Here is a 15,691-nt window from a genome sequence, read left to right as displayed (position 1 = left end):
ATGCCGACCGCAATAGCCACCTCCGCTCCGCTTACCGCCAGCCACACACGCCCTCATTGGCTGTTACGGACCGGTCTGATCACCGCCCTGCTCATCCTGATCGGACTCGCCTACCACACAGCCCCCCGCAACAGCTTCCATTTCGACGACGCCGCCAATATCGTGCGGCACGGACCGGTGCACATGACCGAGCCGGGCATCGAGGCCATCTTCCGCGCAGCGCGGGAGGGTCTGCTCCCCCAGCGCGTCCTTCCCAACATCAGCTTCGCGATCGACTGGTGGCGCGGAAATGGTGATCCCGCCCCCTTCCTGATCACGAACATCATCATCCACGCGGCTACCGCCATTGCGACGCTCGCGCTCCTCCTGCTGGTGTTCCAGCGCAGCGGCGCCCCGCCGCTCACAGCATGGCTCTTCGCCTCCGCCGCGACCGCAATCTGGGCTCTGCACCCGATCCAGGTGCAGGCAGTGACCTATGTTGTCCAGCGCATGGCGTCCATGGTCGCCCTGTTCATGCTGATCACCGTGATCGCGTACGTCAGGGGCAGACTGACCCGACGTCACGGCCTCTGGTATCCGATCGCGATCCTCGCCGCAATCGCCGCATGGTTTTCGAAGGAAAATGCCTACATCCTGCCCGCGCTGGTCCTGCTGGCCGAATACACCCTATGCCGGGAAGCAGGCGACAGGATCCGCTCCCACGCGGATAGGGCGATTCTCGCCCTGCCGCTCCTGATCACCGCCTACGTCATCCTTGACCTCGCGGTGTTTCAGGGCCCGGTCTCGCACTATGTCGTGCCCGGTTACGCCCACCGGGACTTCACCCTGTCCGAGCGCCTCCTCACCCAGCCCCGAGTGATCTTCTTCCACCTTGGCCAGATGCTCATTCCGCTACCGGAGCGATTTTCGATCGAGCATGAATTCGCCCTATCGAGGAATCTCTGGACCCCATGGACGACACCGCTGGCACTGGCCGGGATACTGATCTGGATCGTTGCCGGAGCCTGGCTCGCACTGCGCAGCCGCATTCCGGCCGTCGGCTTCCTCGTGCTGTGGGTGCCCGCCACGTTGGCCGTCGAGAGCAGCGTCATAGCGTTGGAAATGGTGTTCGAACACCGGATGTACCTGCCCTCGGTGGGGCTCGCCGGGCTGGCGGGGCTGGGGCTGATGAAACTCACGGAACGGCGACTGAGTATCGCAGCGATCTTGATCGGCCTCGTCACGGCCGGCCTCTTCACCGCAACGCTGTATCGCATTCCGACCTGGCGGACGCCCGTCACCCTGTACGAGCACGCCGTGCGCCATGCGCCGGGCGTACCGCGCGCCTGGACGAATCTCGCCACTGCCTACGAGGACCAGGACCGCAGCCTCGAAGCCGTCGCTGCATACACCCGGGCACTGAGTCTCGAGCCCAACCGAGCCATCGCCCACCTCAATCGCGGCTCGAGTCACCGCAAGCTCGGCGATTTCATCGCGGCCGAAGCCGACTATCGAAGGTTCATGGAACTGGAACCGGATGACTATCGCGGCCCCTACGCCCTTGGAGCCCTCCACGCCGCCGCCGGCCGATACGACGAAGCGATACAGTGGTTGAGTGCGGCGAACCGGCTGAACGCCCGCACCCCCCTCCCGCTCCGCGAGCTCGCCGATGTGTATTTCGCCACGGGCCGCCCCGACGCCACCATCACGGCGCTGGAAGACGCGCGGGGACGCGACCCGGCCATCGCAACGGACGAATACTTCGACCTCCTCGGCGCAGCCTACGGTCGACTCGGCCGCTACGACGAAGCCATCGAAGCCTTCGGCCGCGCGCTGCGCATGAATCCCGCACACGGGACCGCTCTCCTGTACCGCGCGTTTGCATACCTGCGCAGCGGCAAACTCGACGCAGCACTTGCCGACTTCGACTCCGCCATAACCGGAATGCCCGACAATGCGCGCGCGCACTACGGCCGTGCGGAAACCCTGATGCAACTCGGGCGACACTCGGAAGCACTGACTTCCGCGCGACGGTCGCTTGCCCTCGACCCTGCCGAGCTGCGCGCCGCACAGATCATCGGAGCACTCGAGACGAACCCAGGGCGCTAGGGAAGACCGCCCGGGCAGCCGGATTGCATTGTGAGGGTCCGACTGCCCGACTTCGAGGAACTACTGCTTCACCGGGTGAAAGACCCGCGACACGTAGGCAATGACTGCCTGGATCTCATCGTCCTTGAGTACCGACTTCCATGCAGGCATCGACGTATTCGGCAAGCCTTCACGGATTGTGTGCGCGAGACGCTGACGCGTCATGTTCTGCATGAACTTCGGATCGGTCAGATCACGCGGATGCGGCTCCATGAAGCTTCCGATCCAGTTCCGTCCGGTACCCGTCGCACCATGGCAGAACGCACAGTTCGCCTGAAACAGGGTTTCACCCCGCTTCTCCGTTGGTGACAAACCCGACACCTGCGGCACCACGTCGTGCATTGCATAAGGACTGGCACTGGCGATCGCATCCGCCTTGGTCGGTGGAGGGGCCGAAAAATCACCCGGGTCGAAATGGTTGCGGGGATAGGACAGCGGCCGCCCACCCCACACCGGACCGGGATCCTCTGTCCGCGCATGATCGTGACACGAGATGCATGTCGTCAGGAAAAGCCGCTTGCCCTTCTGCTCGGGCGGGCTCAGCGCCTCCCACGAGCGATCGAGCGGTATCTGGCCCGTGGCAAAGGGGAAGGCCAGCTTGTTTCGCTCATGGTTCGGCCAACCATTCTCCGGCGTGTGATAGCGCGTGTTCACCGCCTTGTTGCGGATGAACTCCAGGCGCACGAAATCGACCACCTTCTCGATCTCGCTCTCGGAGATGATTCCCTTGAACCCCTTCATTGCGGTACCGGGCTTACCGTCCCGCACGGCCGCAATCATCTGCTCCCGCCCGATCGACTGCTCGACGTCCTTCGTGAAATCACGTGGCTTCGGGGTCAGATAGGTCGCAGCCAGGGTCTTCGCATCACCGGAATAGCCGTGGCAGAAATAGCAGCGAAAATTGTAGATCTTGCGCCCGGCCTCGTGCCGGGCGCCGTCCTTGCCTGCATCGGCCGCGATCGCCGGAGCCGCGGGCTGGATCGCGAACAACGCTGCGGCCAGCCCTCCCACCCAGATACTACGACTCATTTCGCCTTGGCTGCCTTGTCGCCCGAACGGATGAAGGTCTGAAACACATACTCGGATACGTTGGCGATTTCCTGCTCGCCAAGCACCTTGCTCCAGGCAGGCATCTCGGTGCCATTCCGTCCGAAGAAGACCGCGGCATAGATCGCGGGCCGGTTCAGCGTCAGGCGGGAACGCTCATGCAGGAAATCGCGCGGCACCGGGCGAATGAAGTAGGCGCGCGGCCCCTGGCCGTCCCCCTTCACGCCATGGCATTCGGCGCAATTCTTCTCATAAAACTCCTTGCCCTTGGCCGCATCTCCCTTCAGACCCGACGGATACGGCGCGGCCATGTCCGCACGCTCGTCGGGCGCCACCGGCTTCACGGGCGGAAGCGGAGCCGCGATCGGGGGAACGGGAGCACCGCCACCCACGGCAGGAGTTGCGGGGGCCGCCGGGGCAGGCGTAGGTACCGGGGTCGGGGCGGCCGTACCGCCACCGGTCGTTCCCGACGTGCCGGAAATGCCCTTGAGCGAGCCTGCGGTAATGGCCGCCCCGCGATTCACAATGTCCTTGTGCACGTAGTCCGCCAGCGCCCCCAACTCCTCCGCGTTCAGGCGGGTCTTGAAACCGACCATCGCCGTATTCGGCTTGCCTTCCGTGATCACATGCAGGATGTAGTCGCGCGGCAGTGTGGGTCCTGCCTTCGTCAGATCCCGGGGCGGCGGGTTCAGGCTCTTCATCGCGCGGGAGTTGCCGTCACCCCGGTCGCCATGACACACCGAACAGTATTCGTGATAAAGCACGTCGGCCTTGATCGTGCTGCCGCTGGCACCGAAGCTCAGTACCACACCGAAACCGATTGCGCATGCGCGCAGGACCTGCGTGAACTGCTTGTTCTGATTCACAAGATACCCCTGGGTCGAAAAACTGCAGCCTTGATGCAAGAACCGAACCGACCGATGCACAATACTGGCATGTCGGTTGCTTCGGTTACCGATCCAACCATGCTTACCGCCTCGGGCCGGCTTCGCGATTGATCGACGGGACCAAAATGAAACACATTCTTGCACCGGTCGGCCTGGCATTCCTTATCCTGGCAACCGAGGTATCGGCTACCGACGGCAAGGCGGTTTATACTCAAATTTGCCGCGCCTGTCATGCAACCGGGGTGGCTGGAGCTCCGATTCTCGGCGACCGTAACGCTTGGGCTCCTCGCCTTCCGGCGGGACTCGAGGCCCTGCAACAGTCGGCTCTCCGCGGAAAGGGCGGTATGCCGCCCAAAGGCGGCAATCCGGGCCTCGCCGACAGTCAGGTTCGCGCCGCTGTCGAATACATGGTTTCTCAGTCCCGCTAGGGATGCCCGAACCGGATCCCGAACTTGAGAACGAGGTTCCACCGTTTGGAAAAGCGGACGACAACGTAAAGAGCGACAATTGCCAACCGTGCGCCCCATCGCCTCCTGCCGCCTCTTTACCGCACTAAGCGCACTGCTGATCGTCAGCGCTCTTTTCGGCGCCCCCGCTGTGCAGGCGCAGCGGATCGACATGCGGAACAGCAAGCACAACCTGATCCAGTACGACTCCAGCCGGAACGTCGACCCCCGCCAGATCTGCGTCTTCTGCCATACCCCGAGCGACACGAACCAGGACGATGCTGCCCAGCCGAAGTGGCAAAGCTCCGTACCGAAGGACAGCACCTTCCTGATGTTCGATGACATCGGCCGCATAGGCACGGAAGGCAACGAGGCGGTCGGCTCCCAGTCCATCGCCTGCCTGTCGTGCCACGACTCGTCGCAGGCATTCGGCGTCGCCGGGGGCAGCATAGACCACCCTTTCGCCGTGCCATATCGAGGCGCCCTGACGCCCGAACAGCGCAAGAAAATCCGCGAGGACCTGCAACGAGCAGGCAAACTCATCAATACCGCAAAACAGCTTAAATTCGACGACGGCTTCCGCCAGGCCACGCGCGGCATCATCGACAAACGTCCCGTTTGGTGGGTATCGAAGGACACCTCCTCGGTTCAGCGCGGACGCCTCGACGTGCCGCTCTACGTACGCATCGACGCCGAGGATCAGATGGAAATTCCCTTTGTTGAATGCGCGAGCTGTCACGACCCTCACACGGTTCGTCCGTTGTTCCTGCGAGCGGAAAACAACCCGAGCGAACTTTGCCTGACCTGCCACATCAAGTAGCAGCGCCTCCTCGCACGGAAGCTGCTACCGACTTTCCGTCACACCTTACCATTGTCGACACCCTCCACTCTTTCCGGCCATCCCATGAATCTGTTCAAACGCAGCAGTAATACCGCTCGCGCGCCGCGCGGGCGCGCGCTTCTCCTCGCCTGTATGGTCGCTGCCAGCAGTGCCATGATGTTCGGCGGCTGCGCCCAGATTGGCGACACCACCACCAGCCAGCCGAAAAAACGCGCTCTCGTCTTTCCCCCGCCCCCCGACGAACCGCGTTTCGTATACGAGCGCACGATCACCAGTTCCGCTGACGTCGAAAACGACACCAGCGACGATGCGTTCCGACGGATTGTCACCGGCGCGCAGCGCACCGGACACTTCATGTCCAAACCGTACGCCGTAGCGGTGCATCGCGGACGCGTCTTCGTATCCGATACCGCAGAACTGAAGGTCAAGGTCTTCGACATCCCTGCCGGCAAGTACTTTACGATCGGGGAAGAGGAACCCGGCCAGCTTGCCAAGCCGCTAGGCCTGGACGTCGACCGCGCCGGACGCCTCTACGTCGCCGACTCGACGCACAAGATGATCTTCATTTACAACCGCGACGGAAAATTCCTCCGCAAGATCGGCGGCAGCGACCTCTTCGATCGCATTTCCAGCGTGACAGTAGATCCGTCCGGCCAGCGGATCTACGTGGTGGACATCGGCGGAGTGAAGTCCGAGAACCACCGCATCCGCGTTTTCGACACCGCGACCGGCCGCCATATCCGCGACATCGGCAAGCGCGGCTCGGGTCCGGGCGAGTTCAACCTCCCGCGCGACATGGCCATCGGCAAGGATGGCCGACTCTATGTCGTAGACGGTGGCAATTTCCGCGTACAGATCTTCGACGAGGACGGAACGTTCCACAGCAGCTTCGGCGCGGTGGGCCGCCAACTGGGCAATTTCGCTCGCCCCAAGGAAATCGCGACAGACCGGGACGGCAACGTCTACGTTGCGGACGCCGCATTCGGCAATTTTCAGATCTTCGATCCCGAGGGGGAGCTGCTGATGTTCATCGGCAACCGCTCCGAGCAGGGCGGACCCGCCCAGTACATCCTCCCCTCCGGCATCGCAGTGGACGAGGACGGACGGGTTTTCTTCGTCGACCAGTGGTTCTCGAAGATCGACGTATTCCGGCCCTACAACCTCCCCGCTGACCAGGGATTCCTGGTCAATCGCGCGACCGCACCGAAGCCCTGACCACCCGATTCCCGAGTTCAGGAATATTCCGCTGTCACTTCTCGATTTTCAGCACGAGAGAGGCCAACCCGCGGGTCGTACGCGTGCCTTCCGACACATCCTGACTCCGGTCAAATCATATTTTTTCTCTTATTTACAATGCGTTATTCAACAACGCACTAAATGTGGACCGGAATCTGCTTAGATAGCCTGCAGGATTGAATTTCAGTTTTGACGGTCATCACAGGCGGCCGCCGGGGTCTCAGGTAGCCTCCCGCTTGACTCGCAAACCGTACAACCATCCATCGGGGGTTACCATGAAAAAAATCATGAAGCAGACACTCGCTCTCGCGTCGCTCGCGCTCGTCGCCAGCGCCGCGTCTGCGGGTATTTCCGCCACAAAACACAACCTGACCACGACCGGCACGGGCCCGAACAAGCAAAGCAGCACCGAGCAGATCTGCGTCTTCTGCCACACGCCGCACGCTGCAAACACCGGCGTCGAGGCTCCGCTGTGGAACAAGGGCCTGCCCGCCGCCACCGGCTACACGACCTATTCGACGGCCAACTCGTCGACGATCGACGGCGAAGTGCTCGGCGTCGGCTCCGTCTCGGCCGCCTGTCTGTCGTGCCACGACGGCACCCAGGCGATGGACAACCTGGTCAACGCCCCGGGCAGCGGCGGCTACACGTCGGGTGGCGCCAACCAGGCCTACGTCTGGACCGCCGGCGGCGAAATCATCGGTGCGAGCGGCAATGCGATCGCGAACCTCGGCCAGAACCTCCGTAACGACCACCCGATCGGCATCCAGTACTGCGGCGGCGGCATCACCGGCACCGGCACGACCGTGAATGGTTCCTGCCGCGACAGCGACTTCGCAGGCGCTGCGACTCGTCTGAAGACGAAGACGATCAACAGCGCACAGGTGTTCTGGATCGACACAAGCACGGTGGACAACACCCGCTCGAAGTCCGACATCATCCTCTACACCCGTGACTTCTCCGGTGGCTCGGTCAAGGGCCCGTCGGTCGAGTGCGCGTCCTGCCACGATCCCCACGTCGAGACGAAGGGCTCCGACAACATCAGCTTCATGCGTGTGACGACGGCCGGCAGCCAGATCTGCCTGGCTTGCCACACCAAGTAAGGGCAAAGGCCGCGCACGGGGTCGCTCGCGCCCTAGCGCTACGACACCGTCGCGGTCAGAAAAAGGTCAGGTGACGTCGTCGCCTGACCTTTCTTTTTTGTCGGACTCGGGCGAATCGTGTCAAATATCGATGCAACCCGGGATCGACGCAATCAGACCGGCAAGATTAGAATCCGTCATGAAAACTTTTGCTCGCACCCTTACCGGCGCTCTCGCCTGTACGCTCGTTTCCCTCGGCGCCCATGCCGGCGATAATGCAAAGTCTGACGCGGTCAAGACTCCGGCAACGGCAACAAGCTCACAAAGAGCGGCCGACCCGCACGTGTCGCCCCCGTTCGCCGCCATTGTCAATGGCAAGGTGATCAACTCGGCGGAGTTCGACACGGCCGTCCGCGAAGCGATCCGGCAGAAGTTCTATCACGGCACCCCCCCGGAAGGGGAGATCGAGCAGTTGGTGCGCGATGTCGCCACCAACATGATCGACCGCATCCTGCTGGTCGAGGAAATCAAACGACGGGGCATGAAGCCCGACGCAAAAGTGGTTGACGAGAAGATCACCAACTACGAGAAACGTTACGCATCGAGCGCACGCTGGCAGCAGGAACGCACCCAGATACTGCCCCCACTGCGCCAACGCCTTGAAGAGGACGACATGCTTGCCACCATCGAGGCGACAGCGCGCAACGTCCCCCCCCCCTCGCAGGACAAGGTGTTTGCATACTACAAGGCTCATCCGGAGAAATTCACCGAACCGGAAAAGATGCGCATTTCCCTCATTCTGCTGCCGGTCGATCCGTCGTCCCCGACCAAGGCATGGGATGAGGCCGAAACCGCGGCCGGATCCCTGCGCTTGAAGCTCACCGAAGGGGGGGCGGATTTCGCCCAACTGGCACGCGACCGCTCCGCTCATGAATCGGCCGCCAACGGCGGCGATCTGGGCTACATGCACAAAGGCATGCTACCCGAAGGCATTCAGGAGAAACTCGACGCCATGAAACCCGGTGATCTCTCCCCGCCGACACGCGTGCTCCAGGGAATCGCGCTGTTCCGTTACGACGCCTTGCAACCGCCGAAGCACCATGACTTCGAGACCGTCAAGCCGCGCGCGACAGATCTGCTCACTCGCGACCTGGGCGACGATGCGTGGCGTAACCTGCGTGAACAACTCCGCAAGAAAGCAAAGATCGAGCTGAATACGCAACGCTACGCGGCACTTGGCAAGAAGACGTCGACGGGAACGAAGTAACACCTAACATCGAATGTCGGACATCGGAGCTGCCTCGAAAGCGGTCACCGCTGACCACGCGGCACGCTACCTCCTTGACGTTTGCCGCCGAGGGATTCCGCCGTTGTGCGGAGGGATTCTGCTTGGAGTGACGGCCATGCCCGCAATTGGCGGACAAGCCGCATCAGCGGAATCGCCCGCTCAACCGCGACTGCGCTTGACGACCATCCTCGCAAGCCTGCAGCGCGACGACGAACCGGCCGCGACCGCATCGCCAAGCCCCCAGGCCGACACGGAACAGGCAAGTCATGACCCGGCTCCGCTGACACTGGCGTGGAACTTTCAACTTCCGCCCAACGCTCCCGTCCTTCCTCCTTTGCCCGCCGAGCCTTCGCTCCCGGTCACCGACACGGCTCCTTCATCGCTCCCTCCGGCGGGACCGCGACCCGAAGAGCGACTTTCCGGCAAGGAGTCGGCAGCCCTTCCGCCGCGCAGAATATCAATCGAAAGAAGCAACACCCTCGACCGGACCACAGATGCTACGCGGAAGATGAAGCTGGCGGCGGCAGGTTCCCCGGCCCTACCCACGATCGCTGAAGAGAACGTCCCGCCCCCAAGACAGGGAACTGCCGACGCCAAGGTCGTCGGCAGCGACGAGTTCCTTCCCGCCGACGAACTGGATACCGATCTGCTCCCGACCCTGCCGGGGACGACGAAAACAGCCCCGCCCCCCGCCAGCGCCGCATCACGCAATCTTGGCTGGGGACTCGCCCCGATTCGCTGGGGCGGAGCGCTTTCCACCGGCTTGCGAAGCTATTGGTCGGACAATTCGACCAATTCGACCAGCCAGGTCTACGAAGCGCGATTGCGGGCAAGCTCCTATATCTGGAAACCGTACATCGCGCTGGTATCCGGCGACTTCGCACTGACCACCGTGCGCTCGCAGGATACGGGGGACGCGGCTTCGAACAACCTGATCGGGACGTCTGTTAACGGTTCCGGATCAGTGAATGTCTTTCCGCAGAGCCGATTCCCGTTTTCGGCATCGCTGTCACTCGCCGACAGTCGCAGCGACGGCAGCTTTTCGAATACGAACGTCAAACAGAGCCGCCTCGCACTGCGCCAGAACTACCGTCCGCAGGTCGGACAATGGTCTGCATCTGGCGGCTACGATCGCAGCGCGATCACTGGTGACTTCGGCTCCGACACCGTCGATCGGGTGTATGGCAATTTCTCGAACACACTGGACCGGCAGTCCTTCAACGTCGCGGGCGATTTCTCGACGAATCACTCCGCCGACCAGACGACCAAGAGTTTCTTCCTCGGGGGCGGGCACAGCTACACATTCAGCGACGAACTCCAGTTCAATACCAATGCAAACTTTACTGGTCAACAGTTCGACTTGGGGACGGACGGCGCGTCCCTGACTGCGAAGACGCAGAGCACGCAGATTTTCAGCTATGCCAACTGGACGCCAAGTGAATCCAAGTGGCGGGGTTCGGCGAACGTCCGATATTTCCAGACGAACAGTGCGTTTGAAAATGCCACCTTCGACAATCGCACAATGGGAGGCGCGGCAAGCCTTAGCTACCAGGCCAGCCGCAACTTGAGTCTGTTCGGCTCTGCAGGGGTGACTTTCGACACCAACAACCAGATGAACTCGAACGAATCGATCGGGGCAAGCTATAGCGGGGACTCGCTGCGATTCGGCAATTTCGACTACGTCTGGTTCTCTTCGCTCTCGGCTTCGAACGCCACCACCGGCGACGGGGATTCCGTCCGTACGATCAACGGCTCGCTCGGGCACACGTTGACGAGAAGCTGGCAGCTCCCCGAACAGACGACCGTGTACAGCAGCCTGAATCAGTCGATTACGAAGTCGAGGGCGACCGGGCTCGGAAGCTCGGACGCAACCACGCTGACCCATGGAGCCAGCGTCAGCCTGCAGGCGAATGCCGGCGAGGCACTGTCGGGCTATCTGAGCGTCAGCGCCTCCGACAACCGAACTACCGGTGAAACCACTTCATCGTTTCAGATGTTGAACGTCCAGCTGACGGGAAACTGGCGCATCAACGCCTATTCCGAGCTTAACTCGAACCTGACCTGGCAGATGTCACGACAGTCGTCCGACCGCAATGAGGTGGTCGTTGTCAGCGACGAATTCGGCCGCCCGGTACTAGTGGATACGTCGACGCGCAGCGGCAACACAAGCCTGGGCGGGGGGCTTGGATATGGCCACCGGCGTGTCATGGGCATCCGTGGGCTTCGCTATCGGCTCGATTTCCGCGCCAACACCGCCCGCGACGATTCCCGCCGCTTCGGCAATGCCGATGCCGCGAGGGAGCAAAACCGCGCGACACTTGATCTCGACCAACGCCTGCTTTACCGGATCGGTCGCCTCGATACCGAGCTTCAGTACCGGATCGCCGAGATCGAAGGGCGGCGCAATCAGCTCTTGTTCTTCCGGGTCAGCCGCGAGTTCGGCTCCTTCTGATGACGCTTGACCGCCGAGTGAAACCGGCAGATGAAACCTTCGGTACTGCGGACCGACTAAATCCGATAACCTTCCGGACCGTTCCGCTTGAACCGGTGCACCGCCATCATGTTCGTTCGCTTGCCCTGCGTCCCCTTCACGCGTTTCGCGAAATGCCTGCTCGTCCTGATGCTTGTCGTCGCACGGCCATCCCCGGCTGACGAGCGGATCTGGGCGCCGATCGCCAAGGACGGCCTTCGCGATCCCAACGGCCCGGCAGTCAAGGTCCTGCAACAGCCGGCCGATGCGCTGACCCCGCTATCGCCCGACACTGCCGGGAACCAGGTGCGCTGGGTACGCGCCTTGAAGGAAGGTCAGATCAACCCGCGCGCGAGCCTCCGTCAGCCGCTCGTCAGCGAGAAGTACGACAAGGATGTTCTGTTGAATCTCAATGGCGGGATGCCGGTTGTGCGCTTCCCGCATAGCATCCATAACGAGTGGCTCGACTGCAGCAACTGCCACGATCACTTGTTCAAGAAACAGCGCGGCGCATCCAAGATAAGCATGTTTCTGATACTTCAAGGCGAGCAATGCGGGGTGTGTCATGGCGCGGTCGCATTTCCGTTGACTGAATGCGCACGCTGCCACAGCGTGAAGCGCACCGACGCCATGGCAGAACTGGAGCGGGAGGAGGCCGCCAAGGCGCTGCCTTCCGCCGCGCCCCTCTCGCCCCCTGCGCCCACGAACGAACGCGCACCGAGTCCCAAAAAGGAGGGAAAAGGCAAATGACCCGGCAGAGGCACCCCCTCGTACTGGTCATGGCCGCGATATTGCTTGAGATGTTCGTGATTTTCGCCGCGCCGCCAGCGCTCGCAGAATATGCCGACGTCGTCTTGAACAGAGTGGCTGAAGCTGCCGGGATGCGGCCTGTCATCTTTCCGCACTGGTTTCATCGCATACGTTTCCGCTGCAAGGTCTGCCATGCCGAACTGGGCTTCAAAATGCGCGCGGGAGCAAACCAGATCAAGATGACTGACATCATCGACGGCCGCTTTTGCGGCGCGTGTCATGACGGAGAAACCGCATGGTCTGTCGAAAATTGCGACCTGTGTCATTCCGGCAAGGCGGGCCTGCCTCCAGGGATTTTCGGCGGACATGAAACCCTCGGCCCCGGCCGCTGGTGACCCAATCATGTGGAAAAAGATAATCGGCGGAATCCTGATATCGGTGGCACTCGGGGGACACGCGCAACCCGACTCCGGTGACATTCCGCACGCTGGGGTAAACGAGCTGATCGCGCCGCAAGGAGTCATCGCAGGTGGCTTCTCCGCCCCTGTAAGTCCGGTACACGGTCAGCCGCCCCACGGCCCCTACATCAAACTGGTCCACCCGTCTGCGCTCACCGCAAACGGACCGGACCTCTACGTGGCGGACAGCGCACAACGTCTCCTGCTGCGCGTCGACACGGTCACTCAGGCGGTGACTCCCTTGGGCGAGATTTCCCCTCTGCCCGGGACACGCCTGAAGGCGGGACCGGACGGGAGTGTGTACGTGCTGCGCCCGGATCGGGGCGAAATCGTCCGACTGACGCGCGACGGCCGTCGCATCGCAAGCTTTGCCGCCAAGTATGACGTCCTCCAGCCTGCAGATCTCGTCATCGAACCGACCCTCAATCGCGTCTGGATATCCGACGCAGCAGGCGGTGTTTTTGCATTCCATCCGTCGGGAAGGATGAGCGAACCACTGGTCGGTCGTGGCGACGGCTTTGCCGGCGAATTCCCGGGCGCGACATTGCTGGCCGCCAGTCGCGAACGGGTTTCCGGAATCGATCCACGGTGCCGCTGCATCATCGATTTCGACCGCGAAGGCGCGATCATCGCCCGTTATGGTGAAGGTACTCTGATATCCCCCGCCGACATGGCGATCGACGCACATGGGCGCACGTGGGTTGTCGACCGCGGCGACAACCGATTGAAAGTCTTCGCCGACGGACAAGCACTTGCGTCGTTCGAGCCGCGACATCTGGGATTGATAGAAATCACGGCGATCTCTATCGACGCCTTTCGCGCGTATATTTCCGACGGCCCTGCGGGCCGGATCGGTGTCTTTGCGATTATTCCGCCACAACGGAGAACGCCTTGAAGCCCAGTCTCTCCCCTTTCTGCTGGTTATTGCTGACGCTCTCGGTCGCACTGAGCGGCTGTGCCACGCAGGCCATACCGGCGCGCCTCCACTACGGCCTGCTCGACGCCCCGGAAGGCAAGCGGCTCATGTGGCCCGCCGAACCGGAGATCCCTCGTTATCAGTTCGCGGGCCAGCTAACCGGCGAAGAAAACTTCGTGCGCGAAGACGCTGCGACCGGATTCGTCGGATTTCTTGCGTGGGCGGTCGGTCTTTTCGACGAGGAAAAGCCCAACGTGCTCCAACGGCCGCAAGCCGTTGTCGCGGACGCGCAAGAGCGGATTTTTGTCACCGATGTAAGTCGTGCAGCCGTTTTCGTCTTCGACAAGCCCGCAGGAGAACTGAAGGTCTGGGATCACGCGGTCGAGGCTCGCCGCTTTGTCGCGCCTATCGGCGTAGCACTTGCCGACGGCGGAGGCGTCTGGGTTGCAGATGCGGAACTGCAACTCGTAGCGCACCTTGACGCACAAGGTAACCCGTTGCCGCCGATCGGGGCTGGGGTTCTGCAACGGCCGACGGGACTGGCGCGCGACCCGACCACCGGACTGCTTTACGTCGCCGACACTTACGCCCACGACATCAAGGTTTTCGGCACCGACGGTCGCCTTGAACGGGTGATCGGCGAACGGGGGGAGGCACCGGGCGAGTTCAACTTCCCGACACACCTCGCTATTGGGGGTGGAAAACTTTACGTTACCGACACCATGAACAGCCGCGTGCAAATACTGCCGCTGGCAGACGATTCAGCCCCGCAGATCCTGGGAAAACGTGGCCTGTACTACGGCAACCTGGTCCGCCCCAAGGGCGTCGGGGTCGACAGCGAAAGCAACATTTACGTGGTGGAATCCTATTACGACAATTTGCTTGTATTTAACGAAACCGGTGACTTCCTGATGCCGATCGGGGGCGTCGGCCAAGGTACGGGCAATTTCTACCTGCCGTCCGGAGTATGGGTCGATGCCTTCAACCGGGTGTTCGTTGCCGACACGTTCAACGGCCGCGTAACGATTTTTCAATACCTTGGCGGAGCCAAGGGCGACTCGGAATGATTGGCGACGGCGCAAGGGAACGCGGAAACCTGACGTCAGCATGGGACTCGCGGGGACAGTCTCCTCGCCGCACCAAGTGTGACGACGGGGAGACTCGATCCGGACTCTATCCGGTGAAATTTCTGCGCACGCTGGCATCGCTGCGTCTCACGCTGTGGCTGATTGCACTTCTCGGAGCGGGCACAGCCTTCGCCTATCTTCGGGAGGGCGCACGCACGTGGCCGTTGGTCGCGCCCCTGTTGCTGCTCGCCCTCAACCTGCTGGCTGCCGTTGCAACCAATGGCGTATTCAGGCGTCAGATCGCGCTGCTGGTCTTTCACCTCAGCCTGATCGTTCTGCTGTTGCTTGTCGCAGCAGGCCGCCTGACGTATCTGAACGGGCACGCCGGCGTTACGGTTGGCACAGCCTTCGACGGCGTTCTTGCGGCCTCCGAACGAGGTCCATGGCATACAGGAGAATTGTCAAAGGTCAGCTTCGTCAATAAGGGATTTACAATCGATTATGCCCCTGGACTGCAACGGGGAGCCACGCGTAACCATGTCGCATGGGCCGACATGCAGGGACACTGGCACGAAGCGGAGATCGGCGACCAGGATCCATTGATACTGGAAAACTACCGTTTCTACACGACCTTCAACAAGGGCTTCGCTCCCACGTTCCGCTGGCTGCCGAAGGCCGGAGAGGCGATGTACGGATCGGTACAGTTGCCTCCATATCCCGGCAATCAGTACAGCCAGGCAGCTGAATGGACACCTCCTGACAGCAGCGTTCCCGTGTGGGTGATGCTCGACTTCGATGAGACCGTACTCGATCCCGAGCGCCATAGCAGTTTCCGCCTGCCCGAACGATACAAATTGATCGTACGAATCGGCAGCACGCGTCATGAGATGCAGCCGGGCGACTCGATCGAGCTGCCGGACGGTCGCCTCGAATTCGACGGTCTGCGCAGCTGGATGGGGTATCGGGTGTTCTACGACTGGACCCTGCCATGGCTGCTCGCCGCCTGCATTGTGGCCATCGCCAGTCTGGGCGTACATTTTTGGCAAAAATTCGCAGTAAAACCGTGGGACGCATGA

At 61.9% G+C, this 15,691-nt stretch carries 14 protein-coding genes; 12 read left to right on the top strand and 2 right to left on the bottom strand.

Annotation, left to right across the window (positions count from 1 at the left end; genetic code table 11):
* Positions 1 to 2,088 carry a tetratricopeptide repeat protein gene (locus F464_RS0109060; RefSeq protein ID WP_018989481.1) on the top strand — a complete coding sequence of 696 codons (2,088 nt, stop codon included), beginning with the start codon at positions 1 to 3 and terminating at the stop codon, positions 2,086 to 2,088.
* A gap of 60 nt (positions 2,089 to 2,148) precedes the next feature.
* On the opposite strand, the gene F464_RS0109055 is transcribed toward F464_RS0109060, so the two are convergent.
* Both F464_RS0109055 and F464_RS0109050 read right to left on the bottom strand, forming a co-directional pair.
* Positions 2,149 to 3,117, bottom strand: coding sequence for a c-type cytochrome (locus F464_RS0109055; RefSeq protein ID WP_018989480.1), 969 nt, complete (start codon positions 3,115 to 3,117; stop codon positions 2,149 to 2,151).
* A 35-nt stretch (positions 3,118 to 3,152) separates the two neighbouring features.
* The gene (locus tag F464_RS0109050) at positions 3,153 to 3,983 is read right to left on the bottom strand and encodes a c-type cytochrome (protein WP_232428857.1); all 831 of its coding nucleotides are present in this window, start codon (positions 3,981 to 3,983) and stop codon (positions 3,153 to 3,155) included.
* 203 nt (positions 3,984 to 4,186) lie between these two features.
* Between F464_RS0109050 and F464_RS30270 the strand changes: the two genes are divergently transcribed.
* The 11 genes from F464_RS30270 (at position 4,187) to F464_RS0109000 (ending at position 15,691) form a co-directional block, all read left to right on the top strand.
* Complete coding sequence (locus F464_RS30270) at positions 4,187 to 4,489, top strand: c-type cytochrome (protein ID WP_084600451.1); 303 nt, start codon at positions 4,187 to 4,189, stop codon at positions 4,487 to 4,489.
* A gap of 88 nt (positions 4,490 to 4,577) precedes the next feature.
* A complete protein-coding gene (locus F464_RS0109045; RefSeq protein ID WP_228215350.1) occupies positions 4,578 to 5,327 on the top strand; it encodes a cytochrome c3 family protein in 750 nt (249 codons plus the stop codon).
* A gap of 84 nt (positions 5,328 to 5,411) precedes the next feature.
* The gene (locus tag F464_RS0109040; protein WP_018989477.1) at positions 5,412 to 6,563 is read left to right on the top strand and encodes a 6-bladed beta-propeller; all 1,152 of its coding nucleotides are present in this window, start codon (positions 5,412 to 5,414) and stop codon (positions 6,561 to 6,563) included.
* Positions 6,564 to 6,871: 308 nt separating this feature from the next.
* Entirely contained in the window at positions 6,872 to 7,687 is an 816-nt protein-coding gene (locus F464_RS0109035) for a cytochrome c3 family protein (RefSeq protein ID WP_018989476.1), read from the top strand.
* Between the two features lie 178 nt (positions 7,688 to 7,865).
* Positions 7,866 to 8,933 (top strand): peptidylprolyl isomerase, encoded by a 1,068-nt coding sequence (locus F464_RS0109030; protein ID WP_084600446.1) that lies wholly within the window; start codon positions 7,866 to 7,868, stop codon positions 8,931 to 8,933.
* A 136-nt stretch (positions 8,934 to 9,069) separates the two neighbouring features.
* The gene (locus F464_RS31550) at positions 9,070 to 11,406 is read left to right on the top strand and encodes a TonB-dependent receptor (RefSeq protein ID WP_232428855.1); all 2,337 of its coding nucleotides are present in this window, start codon (positions 9,070 to 9,072) and stop codon (positions 11,404 to 11,406) included.
* A 108-nt stretch (positions 11,407 to 11,514) separates the two neighbouring features.
* Positions 11,515 to 12,174: a c(7)-type cytochrome triheme domain-containing protein gene (locus tag F464_RS0109020; RefSeq protein WP_018989474.1), complete on the top strand. Its 660-nt coding sequence runs from the start codon at positions 11,515 to 11,517 to the stop codon at positions 12,172 to 12,174.
* Positions 12,171 to 12,569 (top strand): c(7)-type cytochrome triheme domain-containing protein, encoded by a 399-nt coding sequence (locus F464_RS0109015; protein WP_018989473.1) that lies wholly within the window; start codon positions 12,171 to 12,173, stop codon positions 12,567 to 12,569. The genes F464_RS0109020 and F464_RS0109015 overlap by 4 nt, the downstream gene beginning before the upstream one ends.
* A gap of 7 nt (positions 12,570 to 12,576) precedes the next feature.
* On the top strand, positions 12,577 to 13,527 hold the full coding sequence (locus tag F464_RS0109010) for an NHL repeat-containing protein (protein ID WP_018989472.1): 951 nt from the start codon (positions 12,577 to 12,579) through the stop codon (positions 13,525 to 13,527).
* Positions 13,524 to 14,615 (top strand): 6-bladed beta-propeller, encoded by a 1,092-nt coding sequence (locus F464_RS0109005; RefSeq protein ID WP_228215138.1) that lies wholly within the window; start codon positions 13,524 to 13,526, stop codon positions 14,613 to 14,615. Before F464_RS0109010 ends, F464_RS0109005 begins: the two co-directional genes overlap by 4 nt.
* A 113-nt stretch (positions 14,616 to 14,728) precedes the next feature.
* A complete protein-coding gene (locus F464_RS0109000) occupies positions 14,729 to 15,691 on the top strand; it encodes a cytochrome c biogenesis protein ResB (protein WP_018989470.1) in 963 nt (320 codons plus the stop codon).

The organism is Aromatoleum toluclasticum ATCC 700605, assembly GCF_000378245.1.
GTDB classification, from domain to species: Bacteria; Pseudomonadota; Gammaproteobacteria; order Burkholderiales; family Rhodocyclaceae; genus Aromatoleum; species Aromatoleum toluclasticum.
The sequence above is the reverse complement of the archived record's forward strand: the minus strand, read 5'-3'. Positions and strand labels throughout refer to the sequence as shown.

Bases quoted from the DNA above. Each gene is read 5' to 3' on its own strand.
- F464_RS0109060 (WP_018989481.1), top strand. From the start codon at position 1: ATGCCGACCGCAATAGCCACCTCCGCTCCGCTTACCGCCAGCCACACA.
- F464_RS30270 (WP_084600451.1), top strand. From the start codon at position 4,187: ATGAAACACATTCTTGCACCGGTCGGCCTGGCATTCCTTATCCTGGCA.
- F464_RS0109040 (WP_018989477.1), top strand. From the start codon at position 5,412: ATGAATCTGTTCAAACGCAGCAGTAATACCGCTCGCGCGCCGCGCGGG.
- F464_RS0109035 (WP_018989476.1), top strand. From the start codon at position 6,872: ATGAAGCAGACACTCGCTCTCGCGTCGCTCGCGCTCGTCGCCAGCGCC.
- F464_RS0109030 (WP_084600446.1), top strand. From the start codon at position 7,866: ATGAAAACTTTTGCTCGCACCCTTACCGGCGCTCTCGCCTGTACGCTC.
- F464_RS31550 (WP_232428855.1), top strand. From the start codon at position 9,070: ATGCCCGCAATTGGCGGACAAGCCGCATCAGCGGAATCGCCCGCTCAA.
- F464_RS0109020 (WP_018989474.1), top strand. From the start codon at position 11,515: ATGTTCGTTCGCTTGCCCTGCGTCCCCTTCACGCGTTTCGCGAAATGC.
- F464_RS0109015 (WP_018989473.1), top strand. From the start codon at position 12,171: ATGACCCGGCAGAGGCACCCCCTCGTACTGGTCATGGCCGCGATATTG.
- F464_RS0109010 (WP_018989472.1), top strand. From the start codon at position 12,577: ATGTGGAAAAAGATAATCGGCGGAATCCTGATATCGGTGGCACTCGGG.